Here is a 10,345-nt window from a genome sequence, read left to right as displayed (position 1 = left end):
AACACATTTTCACTGTCCCGCCCGGTATTTCCCCCTACCGCCCACTAAATCCCGGATTTATCGCGCCCACTGCTGGGTGAATATCTCAGTTCTTCTTATGACATAGACTGGGTTGACGATGCCCGAGAAACGGATGAACTCGTTGCCCTGGTTGATCGCGATCTGCTTTTCGCCGGAGACCAGCAGGTTGCCGTTGGAGAGCACCTCGATGACGGTGGCCGTGATGGTGCCGGTGAAGGCGTTGTTGGCCGCGGCGTCGCCCTTGCCGCCAAACTTGCTGGCGTCGGCGGCGGTGGCGTCGAGGCCGTTGAGGCCCTTGAGCGGCACGCTGGCCAGCGCCGTGATGCTGGCACTGAGGCTGGCGTTGCGTTCGGCGGTGGCCGACGATTTCTTGCTGGCGGCCGTCTGCTCGACCAGATTGACGGTGATCACGTCGCCGATGAAACGGGCGCGACGGTCTTCGAACAAGGGCCGCGAGAAGCTCGGCTGGAAGATCGAACCGGACTGCGAGGCCTGGGCGGTGCGCGGCTCGGGGCGCACGCTCATGGGCTGGTGCACGGCCGTCGGCGGGGTGGCCTGCAGGGCTGCGCAGGCGGCCAGGGCCAGCGGCGCGAGGGCCGCCGTGAGCTTCGTCATCAGACTGTTCAAGGCTTTCATGTTTGTTCTCCGCCCGCGCGGCTTACAGGGAGGCGAGCTTGGCGAGCATGGCATCCGAGGTGGTCACGGCCTTGGAATTAAGCTCGTAGGCGCGCTGGGTCTGGATCATCAGCACCAGCTCTTCGGCCACGTTGACGTTGGAGGTTTCGACGTAGGTCTGGTTGAGCACGCCCACACCGTTGGAGCCCGGCGTGTTGGGGTTGGGCGTGCCGCTGGCGGCGGTTTCGAGAAAGAGGTTTTCACCCATGCTCTGCAGGCCGCCCGGGTTTACAAAGCTGGCCACCTGGATGTTGCCGATCTGGGCCGCAGCCGCCTGGTTGGGCAGCATCACCGACACCACGCCGTCCTTGCCGATGGTGACCGACAGGGCGTTGGCGGGGATGGTGATGGCCGGCTGCAGCGGGTAGCCGTTGGAGGTGACGATCTGGCCGTTGGCGTCTTTCTGGAAGGCGCCGTCACGGGTGTAGGCGGTGGAACCGTCGGGCAGCAGGATCTGGAAGAAGCCCTCGCCGTTGATCGCCACATCCAGCGCGTTGCCGGTGAGGGTCAGGTTGCCCTGGGTGTGGATGCGCTCGGTGGCGATGGGACGCACGCCGGTACCGATCTGCAGGCCCGAGGGGATCGTGGTCTGCTGGGTGGACTGGGCGCCGGGCTGGCGCAGGTTCTGGTAGAGCAAATCCTCGAAAACCGCCCGCGAACGCTTGAAGCCGTTGGTCGATACGTTGGCGAGGTTGTTGGAGATGACATCGAGCTGGGTCTGCTGGGCATCGAGGCCGGTGCGGGCAATCCAGAGGGAGCGGATCATCGTGGGCTCCTGGGAGTCGGGGGCGTGAGCGAAGGTCGCCGCTGGGGCGACCACGGTTTTGCAATGTCTTTCATGCTAGACCTTGCAAGAGCCGTTCCAGGCGCGGAGCAGGCGGCAAAAGAGCCGCCAATTCAAGCGCGCCAAGGGCGCTCAGGCCTTGGCGACGAGCTGGCTGGCGGCCCGGTCCATCTCCTGGGCGGTAGACAGCATCTTGGTCTGCATTTCGTACTGGCGGGCCAGTGAAATCATCGAGACCATCTGCTCGACCACATTGACGTTGCTGCCTTCGAGGTAGCCGGAGGCGACACGAACGGCAGGATCTGCCGGTGCCGGGTTGCCGCCGGCAAGGCGAAAATAGCCGTCGCCGCCGCGCACGAGGCCGGCTTCCGGCGGATTGACGAGCTTGAGCTGGTCGACGGTGCTGGTGCTGTTGCGGGCACCGGTGCGCGGCACGGTGGAGATGGTGCCGTCGGTGCCAATCGCCACTTCCACGTCGGGGGGCAGGGTGACAGGCCCGCCGCTGCCGATCACGGGCAGGCCGGTGCGGGTTTGCAGGATGCCGTTGGCGTTGATCTCGAAGTTGCCGTTGCGGGTGTAGCGCTCGGTGCCATCGGGCATCTGCACCGCAAACCAGCCCTTGCCCTGCACGGCCATGTCGAGGGGCCGGTTGGTGTGCTGGAGCGGGCCGGTGGAGAAGTCATCGGAGACGCTGGCATCCACGACGAAGGCGCGGGTGGGCATCTGGGCGTTTTGCACCTGCACCGCGCGCAGCTTGTGCAGCTCGGTCTTGAAGCCGGTGCTGGTGGCGTTGGCCATGTTGTGGGCCACCGCGGCCTCCTGCCCCATCGTGGCGGAGGCGCCGGTCATTGCGGTGTAGATCAGGCGATCCATGGCTCAATCCCTTTTTAAGTTCAGCGCAGGTTGACCAGCGTTTGCAAGATCTGGTCCTGGGTCTTGATGGACTGGGCGTTGGCCTGGTAGGCGCGCTGCTGGGTGATCATGTTGACCAGCTCGCCGGTGAGATCGACGTTGGATTCTTCAACCGCGGCCGATTGCAGCACGCCCAGCGTGCCGGTGCCCGGAGGGGCGCCGGCGCCATCGACGGCACCCGCAGCCGGCGTCCATTGCCACTGGTTGCCGCCCACCGACACGAGGCCGTTGGGGTTGCGGAAGTTGGTCAGCAGCACCTGGCCCATGGTGCGCGACTGGCCGTTGCTGAAGTTGCCGAGGATGGTGCCGTCGGCTTCGACCGTGAGGCCGGAGAGGCTGCCGGGCTTGTAGCCGTCCTGGCTGAGCTGGGCGACGCCGAAGCTGTTGCCGAACTGGGTCGAGTTGTTGAGATCGACGGTGACGGCCAGGCTCGGGACGGCGCCGGTGGTGACGGTATAGACGGTGGAGATGGTCTTGGGCGTCAGCAGCCCGCCGTTGGAGTCGAAGCTGATGGTGGTCGGGCTGTGCAAGCCGGTGGTCGCGTCGATTTCCGGAGGGAAGCCGCCATCCAGGCTGGTGTAGACATCCCACTTGTTGGCCTGGGCGGTCTTCACGAAGTACAGCGACTGGGTGTGCGGGTTGCCCAGCGAGTCGTACACCGTTTGCGAAGTGGTGCTGGTGTAGCTGGTCGGGTCGGTGATGCTGAAGCCGCCGCTGTTGGCGGTCGCGGTGAAGCCCGGCATGCCGAGCGCGCTTGCCGCGGCGCCACTTACCGTCATGGACGACGCACCGCCGGCGAGGGCGGAACTGAGCGTGACGTTGCCGTTGGCGTTGCTGCCCACCACGACCTTGCCCTGCAGGCCCGTGGGGCCGGTGGCATTCACGGCGGCCTGGACCGCGGCGACGAGGCTGGCGGTGTCCGGGTAGGTTGCGGCGTTGAGCGTGACGGTGACCGGGCTGCCGCCATCGACGGAAACCGACATGGTGCTGGTGGTGCCGGCCGCCGGCGTGGGAGCGATGGTCAGGGGTGCAACTGCGGTGCCCGACAGCGTCGCGACGACCGCGTTGCTGCCGCTGACGGTCACGCCGCTCGGCAGCTGGAGGCCCGCGGCTGCGGTGCCGCCAACCAGCAGGCTGGACAGGCGGCCGCCGTGCTTGGAGGTGAGGGTGAGCTTGCCACTGCTGTCGGCCGACACCTCGACCCGCCCCTTGAGGGACGATTTGTCGATACCGGCCTGCACGGCGGCCACCAGCGAACTTGAATCGGGATAGCTGCCCGCTGCGATGTTGATGGAGGCGGCGGCTTCGCCATCGACGGCAATGCTGAGGGTGTTGTTGGTGGCGGTGAGCACCAGCGGCGTGGCGACCGTACCGGGCACAGCGGTGCCGTACAGCGTGGCCTTGGTAAGCGCCGACGGCGAGGCCGAGCGGGAATCCAGATTGACGCTGTAGCCGGCCTCGGTGGTAGCCTTGGGGTCGGCGTCGCCGAAACTCATCTGAATTTCGCCGCCGACGCCGCTGGGAAGGCCCTTGGCGTCGAAGGTGTTGCCGGTGAGGCGCAAGCCGCTGGCATTGACGACGTAGCCGTTTTTATCCACATGAAACTGGCCGTTACGGCTGTAGGTAATGGAGCCGTTGTCACTCATCCGGTAAAAGCCCCCGCCGTTGATGGCGAGGTCGAGGGTGTTGCTGGTGGTCGAAATGTTGCCCTGGGTGAATTGCTGGGCCACATTGCCGATCGATGCGCCAATCCCGACCTGGGTCGAACTGCCGGCCGCCAGCGAGGCGGCGAAGACGTCGGCAAACTGGGCCGTAGCCTGCTTGAAGCCGACAGTCCCGGAGTTGGACACGTTGTTGCTGATGGCGTCGAGGGCCTTGGAAGCGATCGAGAGACCGCTCAAACCTTGCTGGAATGCCATTTTCTGTCTCCGCTTAGAGAATCTGCTTGATGTCGGCGAGGCTGACGAGACTGCCGCCAACGTCGAGGGACACCGTGCCGCTGCTGGTGCGCAGCACGCTATTGACCGTGGAGAGCTGCAGCGCGGTCGGCTTGAGATCGGTGTCGCCGCGGGTGGCGCTGACGCTCATCGTGTATTTGCCGTCGACCGCCTGGGCGCCGCTGGAGGTGAGTCCGTCCCACGCGAAGTTGGAGATGCCGGCCTCGGCATCGCCGAGTTCGAGCTTGCGCACCTCGAGGCCGTTGGAGTCCTTGATCGTCACCGTCACCTTGTCGGCGGCGCTGGCGAGTTCGAAGCCGCCGTAAGCCTTGCTGCCGGCCAGGGTGAGGCTGCTGCCACCCACCATCACGCCCTTGCCCACCAGCGCGGCGGCCTGCACGGCCTCGCCGGACTGGCTGCCCGAGAGCATCGCGGTGAGGGTCGTGTTGAGTTTCTCGATGCCATCCACGGTGCTGATCTGGGCCAGCTGGGACGTCATCTGGGCGTTGTCCATCGGGCTCAGCGGATCCTGGTTCTTCAGCTGTTCGGTGAGCAGCTTGAGAAAGTTGCTCTGGGCGTCGGTGGTCTTCGAGGTCGCAGCCGCGGTGTTCTTCTGCAGCTTGGAAATGACGTCGGAGGCGGTGGAGGAATTGACGGTGCTCATGATGTGGGTGTCCGGTTAAGCGCTTACTGACCGATGGTCAGGGTTTTTTCCATCAGCATCTTGGCTGTGCCCATCATTTCCGCGTTGGTCTGGTAGGCGCGGGAGGCGGAGATCATGTTGGTCATTTCCTCGACCACATTCACGTTGGGCATGGTCACGTAGCCATCGGCGTTGGCCGCGGGGCTCTTCGGGTCGTACTGCATGCGCATCGGTGCGGCGCTTTCGACCACCTGCGTCACCCGCACGCCCTGGGCAGCGGGGCCGGCCAGCGGTGTGGCGGCAAACACGACCTGCTTGGCCTTGTACGGCTGGCCGTTGCTCCCGACCACGCTGTCGGCGTTGGCCAGGTTGCTGGCGGTGGTGTTGAGGCGCAGCGACTGGGCGTGAAGCGCACTGCCGGCGACATGGAAAACATTGAGCATGCTCATGATTCAGCTCCTCACTGGCCCTGGACGGCCCGCTGCATGGACGTCAGCAGGCCGTTGATGAAGGTGACGCTGGCCTGGTACTGCACCGAATTCTCGGCAAAGGCGGCGCGCTCCACATCCATATTCACGGTGTTGCCATCGACGGCGCCCTGCTCCTCGTTGCGATACTTCAGGCTGGCATCGAACGTGCCACTTACCGCACCGGCGATGTGACGCGCGGAGGTGGTCTTCATCGTGACGTCACCGGTCTTGCCGCCCAGCGCACCGGCCAGGGCTGCGCGAAAATCCACGTCGCGGGCCTTGAAGTTGGGCGTGTCGGCGTTGGCGATGTTGGACGCAATGACCTGCTGGCGGTAAGCACGGGCGTTCAGTGCCGTTTGATGAAAACGCATCGTGTCGTCGAGTCGGTCGGTCATTGCGGTCACCCCTAAAGTTTGTTTCCGCTCACGCCGTGAATTCTGCGTGGCCGGTCTGCACGTATCTCATTGCAGCTTCCGTGCCAGCCATACTAAAAGCCGCGGCCTTCCCGCGATGGGCCGAACAGGCGGCAATTGCCCCCCCATTTAGCTGCCGGAAAGCCTGCCCGGCCCTGCCGCCCGGCAAACTTTGCCGGCAGCCTGCCGGAGCGGCAAAATGCCTGCCAAAAGCGTCTCTGTTCTGGCAGCCGCCGCGGGTGCTCATATGTTCGAATGGCGGCAATCATCTCCGTCCGCATTCCATGCCCCGCTCCCTCGCCCCGCCTTTCACCCCGTATCCGACCCGCCTGCTCGCCGGGCTGCTGGTGCTGCTGGCGATCGCCACGCCGGCCCTCGCGCGCCAGGATCCGGCGCCGGTACGGGCCGAGGTAGGGCGCCTGCTCAAGCAGCAGACCCGCAGCACTCCCGGCGAGGTGAGCATCCAGGTTGGTGAGTTCGCGGCCGACAACGCGCTCGCCCCCTGCCTTCAGCTGGAAGCCTTCCTGCCTGCCGGCGCGCGGGCCTGGGGTCGGGTTTCGGTTGGCGTGCGCTGCCTTGCGCCCACCGCCTGGTCGGCCTGGGTGCCGGCAGAAGTGCGGGTCAGAGGCGCATACCTGGTCACCACCGGCCCGCTGTCCGCCGGGCAGATCGTCGGGCCAGGCGACATCCGGCAGGAGTCCGGCGAACTCACGGCCCTGGCCGCCGACGTGCTGACCGACCCTACCCAGGCCGTCGGCCAGGCTGCGAAAATGCCCCTCGCCGCCAGCCGCCCTCTTGCCGCCAGCAACCTGCGCATGCCGCCGGCCGTAGTGCAAGGCCAGCCGGTCAAGGTGCTCTCCCGCGGGCCCGGCTTCCAGGTTGCCAACGACGGCGTCGCCCTCAGCACGGCCGGTGACGGCCAGGGCGCGCAGGTCAGGCTGGGCAATGGCCAGGTGGTACGCGGCATCGCCCGGCACGGCGGCATCGTCGAAATCACGCTGCCTTGAGCGCGGCCCCTTCCGGAAACGCCTGAATGGGTTAAAGTTTCGTCTACGCTCGTCGTAGACCCATTCGACTTGTGGATGATGAAAGGGCCATACCGTGAAGATCGATAACTCAGTCAAAGCGACCGGAGGCTTGCCGTCCGGAGAAGGTCGCGCACGCTCGGCGAAAGAAACTCCCAAAACCGAGAGCGCAAGCGGTGGTGGCGAACGGGTCGAGTTGTCGTCCCTGTCGGCCCGCCTTCAGCAAATGGAATCAACCATCGCCAACACGCCGGTGGTCGATAGCGCAAAGGTTGATGAAATCAAGCAGGCAATGAGCGAAGGCCGCTTCAAGGTGGATACCGAAAAAGTCGCCGATGGACTCATCGACAGCGTGCGCCAGATGCTTTCGGCGCAGCCGGCAAAGGCGTAGGCAGGTCATGGCCGTCGATGCCGGCTTCCCTGCCCGCCTTGCCAGCCTGATCCAGGAAGAGCGTCGCGGGCTGCAGGGTTTCATTGCCCTGCTCAAACGCGAAGAAGCCCTGCTCATCGCAACCCAGATCGACGCGCTGTCTGCGCTCGCCGAGGAAAAAACAGGCCTCTATCGCAGCCTCCAGCGGCTGTCGGACGAGCGCGTGGTGATGTTTGCGCGGCTGGGCGCCAAGGTTACCGACGAAAACATCCGCATCGTCCTCGCCCATGCGCCGGATGCGCTGTCGGCGTGGGATGAAGTGGTTGCACTGGCCGGCGAGGCCAAGGAGCGCAACCGGGTCAACGGCCAGTTGATCACCGAACGCCTGCAAAACAACCAGCAGGCACTCAGCACCCTGCTCGCCGCAGCCGAGCATCCGCAAATCTATGGCCCCGACGGCCAGTCCCGCCCCACCGCAGCCAGCCGCCACTTCGGTTCGTTCTGATCTTCCCAGGGCCGTCTCGACCCTGCCGGCTCCCCCGCTTCTGTCCTTGCCCTGCAACACGTCGTCCGCAGGAACGCCTCGCAAAGTGTCACCTCAAGGCTGCCCCGCGCCCTCGGGCTTCTGCGCGGGCGGCGCTGCGTCGGCCGGCAGGATCGAATCGGTGACGCCGGAGGCCCTTACCGGCGCGCCGACGGTCGGCTCGGCCACCCGCGACTCGATCAGGATGGTGACCCGCCGATTGCGCGCACGCCCGTCGGCCGTGGCATTGTCGGCCACCGGACGCTGATCGCCGTAGCCTGCGGCAGTGAGTCGTGACGGCCGCACGCCGCTGTCGACAAACAGGCGCACCACACTGCTCGCCCGCACCGCCGACAGCTCCCAGTTCGACGGAAACATCGGTGTGGCGATCGGCAACACATCGGTGTGACCTTCGACGGTAACCGGAAACTCGGCCCCGGCCACAACCTGCCCCACCGCCCGCAGGGCGCGCTGGGCATCTGCGCCGAGCAGAGCTCCGCCCGGCGCAAACAGCACGCTGGCATTGATTTCAACCGTGATGCCGAAGGCCCCTTCGGTCACCTGAACCTGTCCGTCAGCCACCAGCGGGGCGAGCACCTTGCGGATTTCCTCGGCCATGTTCTTGACCCGCTCGGCCTTGGCCTTGCGCGCCTCTTCGGCCTCGGGAGGCTGTGGTGGCGGGCTCGGACGAATCGATGCGATCGGGCTGGCCACGACCTGCGGGGTCTTGCTCTGAGTGCCGATGCTGCGAAAGGCCGTGACGACCGAATCGGACATGATCCGGTACTTGCCTTCATTGAGGGATGACAGCGCATACATCACGACGAAAAAGGCGAACAGCAGGGTCATGAAATCAGCGTAGGAAACCAGCCAGCGCTCGTGGTTCTCGTGTTCGTCTTCGTGCTTTTTGCGTCGTGCCACGGCCTACCCCGCGTAGCCCTTAAGGCGGCTTTCGATGATGCGCGGGTTGTCGCCGTTGGCGATGCCGACCAGGCCATCGACCAGCATCTCGCGCATCGAGACGAGGGTGCCGATCACCCCGAGGAGCTTCTTGGCCACCGGCAGGAAAACCAGGTTGGCAAAGCCGACACCGTAGATCGTCGCGACGAAGGCAACGGCGATGCCGGCCCCCAGCTTGGAGGGATCGGCGAGGTTTTCCATCACGTGGATCAGGCCCAGCACCGCCCCGAGGATGCCGATGGTCGGTGCGTAGCCGCCGGCCGCTTCCCATATCTTGGCACCCTGTTTCATCTGGCCTTCCCAGGTGTCGATTTCCACTTCGAGCACTTCGCGCAGGCGCTCCGGCTCGACGCCGTCGACCAGCAGTTGCAGGCCTTTCTGGATGAACGGGTCCTCAATCGACGGGATCTGGCTTTCGAGTGCCAGCAAGCCTTCCTTGCGGGCCACGTTGCTCCAGCCGACCACGTCGGTGATCAGGGATTCGTAATCGAGCGGGGGCGGCATGAAAACCCAGCGGATCATCTGCATGCCGGTCCGAAAAACCCTGACGGAGCTTTGCAGCATAACCGCGCCCAGGGTGCCTCCGATCACGATCAGGAACGCAGTGGGCTGAAGGAGCGAGCCGACATGGCCCCCTTCGAGCACCTGCCCGACAAGGATTGCCGATACGGCAAGGGTGAGACCGACAAGGCTGATGCTATCCATGAACTTGCCTCGCTGGGGCCTCAGCCGGCCGCCGGACGACGCCCGCGGCCGCGGCCGTCACCCTTTTGCTTGGGCGGATTCTGGATGGCGCCAGAGATGCGCGAGCGCAGCCGCGCGATGGCCTGGCTGTGCAACTGGCAGACGCGGGATTCGGAAACACCGAGCACCTCGCCGATTTCGCGCAGGTTCATGTCCTGCTCGTAATACAGGCCCATCACCGTTTTTTCGCGCTCGGGAAGATCCTCGATGGCCTTGATCAGCACGTCGCGCATGCTGCTGTCGAGCAGCAGCGAGAGTGGGTCGTTGCCTTCCAGGGTGATGTGGCGCTCGAGGTAGTCGTCCTCGCCCTCGCCGCTGAAGTCTTCGAAATACACCAGCTGATAGCCGCGTGCCTCCTGGAGCATGTGCTGGTAGTCGGCCAGGGGCACACCGAGGGATTCGGCTAGTTCGGCTTCGGTGGGGTGGCGGCCGTTCTGCTGTTCGAGCAGATGCACGGCCGCCTCGATGCGACGCATATCCCGGCGCAGGCTGCGCGGCAGCCAGTCGTTCTCGCGCAGGCCGTCGAGCATCGAGCCACGGATGCGCTGCACGGCGTAGGTCTCGAACTGGGCACCGAGGCCTTCCTCGTAGCGGTTGATGGCGTCGAGCAGCCCCATCATTCCGTTCTGGATGATGTCTTCCACCTGCACACTGGCCGGGAGCTTGGCCATCAGGTGATAGGCGATGCGCTTGACCAGCGGCGCGTATTGAACAACGAGCTGCTCTTTATCGAGGGTGCCGGAAGCGGTGTACATCTTTGGTCAGCTTTCTGGTCTGGGTTCGGGATCGCGCGCCACGTTATGCCGTCTTTAACGGCAACGATAGGCTTCTACGCGACCCCGTGTAACAAAATTTCACAGAAGACGCA

At 65.1% G+C, this 10,345-nt stretch carries 13 protein-coding genes; 3 read left to right on the top strand and 10 right to left on the bottom strand.

Features of this window, described 5'->3' with window-relative positions:
* Positions 1 to 57 precede the first annotated feature (57 nt).
* The 7 genes from Q1W26_RS00375 to flgB form a co-directional block, all read right to left on the bottom strand.
* Positions 58 to 657, bottom strand: a complete 600-nt coding sequence (locus Q1W26_RS00375) for a flagellar basal body L-ring protein FlgH (RefSeq protein WP_300434359.1) — start codon at positions 655 to 657, stop codon at positions 58 to 60.
* Between the two features lie 22 nt (positions 658 to 679).
* The gene (flgG, locus tag Q1W26_RS00370) at positions 680 to 1,462 is read right to left on the bottom strand and encodes a flagellar basal-body rod protein FlgG (RefSeq protein ID WP_300434357.1); all 783 of its coding nucleotides are present in this window, start codon (positions 1,460 to 1,462) and stop codon (positions 680 to 682) included.
* A 150-nt stretch (positions 1,463 to 1,612) separates the two neighbouring features.
* Positions 1,613 to 2,353: a flagellar basal-body rod protein FlgF gene (gene flgF, locus Q1W26_RS00365; protein ID WP_300434355.1), complete on the bottom strand. Its 741-nt coding sequence runs from the start codon at positions 2,351 to 2,353 to the stop codon at positions 1,613 to 1,615.
* 20 nt (positions 2,354 to 2,373) lie between these two features.
* A complete protein-coding gene (locus tag Q1W26_RS00360; RefSeq protein ID WP_300434351.1) occupies positions 2,374 to 4,311 on the bottom strand; it encodes a flagellar hook-basal body complex protein in 1,938 nt (645 codons plus the stop codon).
* Between the two features lie 13 nt (positions 4,312 to 4,324).
* A complete protein-coding gene (locus Q1W26_RS00355; protein WP_300434349.1) occupies positions 4,325 to 4,993 on the bottom strand; it encodes a flagellar hook assembly protein FlgD in 669 nt (222 codons plus the stop codon).
* 23 nt (positions 4,994 to 5,016) lie between these two features.
* Positions 5,017 to 5,421, bottom strand: coding sequence for a flagellar basal body rod protein FlgC (gene flgC, locus Q1W26_RS00350; RefSeq protein WP_300434346.1), 405 nt, complete (start codon positions 5,419 to 5,421; stop codon positions 5,017 to 5,019).
* A gap of 11 nt (positions 5,422 to 5,432) precedes the next feature.
* Positions 5,433 to 5,837, bottom strand: a complete 405-nt coding sequence (gene flgB / locus Q1W26_RS00345; RefSeq protein ID WP_300434343.1) for a flagellar basal body rod protein FlgB — start codon at positions 5,835 to 5,837, stop codon at positions 5,433 to 5,435.
* Positions 5,838 to 6,139: 302 nt separating this feature from the next.
* On the opposite strand from flgB, the gene flgA reads away from it, so the two are divergent.
* From flgA to Q1W26_RS00330, 3 genes are all read left to right on the top strand, one after another.
* The gene (gene flgA / locus Q1W26_RS00340; protein WP_300434340.1) at positions 6,140 to 6,862 is read left to right on the top strand and encodes a flagellar basal body P-ring formation chaperone FlgA; all 723 of its coding nucleotides are present in this window, start codon (positions 6,140 to 6,142) and stop codon (positions 6,860 to 6,862) included.
* Between the two features lie 94 nt (positions 6,863 to 6,956).
* Positions 6,957 to 7,271 carry a flagellar biosynthesis anti-sigma factor FlgM gene (flgM, locus tag Q1W26_RS00335; protein ID WP_300434337.1) on the top strand — a complete coding sequence of 105 codons (315 nt, stop codon included), beginning with the start codon at positions 6,957 to 6,959 and terminating at the stop codon, positions 7,269 to 7,271.
* 7 nt (positions 7,272 to 7,278) lie between these two features.
* Complete coding sequence (locus Q1W26_RS00330; protein WP_300434334.1) at positions 7,279 to 7,755, top strand: flagellar protein FlgN; 477 nt, start codon at positions 7,279 to 7,281, stop codon at positions 7,753 to 7,755.
* Positions 7,756 to 7,848: 93 nt separating this feature from the next.
* Here Q1W26_RS00330 and motD read toward each other — a convergent pair whose 3' ends face one another.
* The 3 genes from motD to Q1W26_RS00315 are packed head-to-tail and all read right to left on the bottom strand — an operon-like array spanning position 7,849 to position 10,232.
* A complete protein-coding gene (gene motD, locus Q1W26_RS00325) occupies positions 7,849 to 8,694 on the bottom strand; it encodes a flagellar motor protein MotD (protein ID WP_300434331.1) in 846 nt (281 codons plus the stop codon).
* A 3-nt stretch (positions 8,695 to 8,697) separates the two neighbouring features.
* Positions 8,698 to 9,438, bottom strand: coding sequence for a flagellar motor protein (locus tag Q1W26_RS00320; protein ID WP_300434328.1), 741 nt, complete (start codon positions 9,436 to 9,438; stop codon positions 8,698 to 8,700).
* A 20-nt stretch (positions 9,439 to 9,458) separates the two neighbouring features.
* The gene (locus Q1W26_RS00315; RefSeq protein ID WP_300434325.1) at positions 9,459 to 10,232 is read right to left on the bottom strand and encodes an RNA polymerase sigma factor FliA; all 774 of its coding nucleotides are present in this window, start codon (positions 10,230 to 10,232) and stop codon (positions 9,459 to 9,461) included.
* Positions 10,233 to 10,345: the final 113 nt, after the last annotated feature.

The organism is Zoogloea sp. (genome assembly GCF_030157465.1).
GTDB lineage: Bacteria > Pseudomonadota > Gammaproteobacteria > Burkholderiales > Rhodocyclaceae > Zoogloea.
The sequence above is the reverse complement of the archived record's forward strand: the minus strand, read 5'-3'. Positions and strand labels throughout refer to the sequence as shown.